This window comes from Halorubrum tibetense, from assembly GCF_042661865.1.
Taxonomy (GTDB): Archaea; Halobacteriota; Halobacteria; order Halobacteriales; family Haloferacaceae; genus Halorubrum; species Halorubrum tibetense.
Genome location: NZ_JBHSWW010000560.1, coordinates 1 through 798, shown reverse-complemented (window position 1 = coordinate 798; position 798 = coordinate 1). Strand labels below are relative to the sequence as shown.

Genomic DNA, 798 nt, shown 5'->3' with positions numbered 1-798 from the left:
CTATTCCGACGAGTTGAACTGTTCGATCCTGTTTAGTGTACAAGTACTTAGTTTAATCGATAAACCTCTTGCCCATGTGTACCTAGGCTTTCCAGTTTTTATTGCTAAAGACGAAGCCCGCAAAGCGCAGCGTGTTGCCACGTCTTTGATAGCGACCATTAAGTCCAGCTCAAAATCTTTAGCCGGAAAGATAATCGACTTAAGTATATCTGGCTGCAAACTCACCGCTAAGGACGTCATAGGGCAAGCAGACACTAAACTCCTACTTGTCACGAAGCTATCCATCGATGGCTCGGACAAAATCATTCAGCTAAAAGGAACAATTAAAAGCCAATTGGCAATTCAACGAGCAGATGGAGAGTTTTACGAATACGGGATTTCTTTTAATGAAATAACCAGCGAACAAAAGGGAAACATAGAGCACTATATTAATAACATTTAGAGTACCTCACGCTGCAGCCAAACACCAAAAACTACGAGCACCCATTGTTTGCGGGATGCAGCAAATTAAAGCGCATTAACTCAGCAGCTAAAGGGCGGGGCTGATTGAAAACAAACCGCTGCCGTATCTTTTTCGGACAATAGAGGAACTTGATTTATGGCAAGAGGCCACTGGATTGCCACATCTGAATCATCCCAACGAATGGCAACCTCACTTTCAGGATGGTAATAATTGGTACATTGATAACTGAGGTCCGCGTACTCCGAAAGGACTAAATAACCATGGGCAAAGCCCTCCGGCACCCACAACAACTGCTTATTTTTAGCCGACAAAGTAACACCCATCCAGCACCCAAA

The 798-nt window shown here is 43.9% G+C and carries 2 protein-coding genes; one reads left to right on the top strand and one right to left on the bottom strand.

The genetic code is table 11. The annotated features are described in order from the left end of the window. Nucleotides 1–442 (top strand): PilZ domain-containing protein (locus ACFQEU_RS16965; protein WP_379784050.1); only part of this gene is annotated, 442 nt, incomplete at its 5' end. A gap of 80 nt (nucleotides 443–522) precedes the next feature. Here the strand turns inward: ACFQEU_RS16965 and ACFQEU_RS16960 are convergent. Then, nucleotides 523–798, bottom strand: a 276-nt coding sequence (locus tag ACFQEU_RS16960; protein ID WP_379784048.1) for a dTDP-4-dehydrorhamnose 3,5-epimerase family protein, incomplete at its 5' end; no start/stop codon positions are given.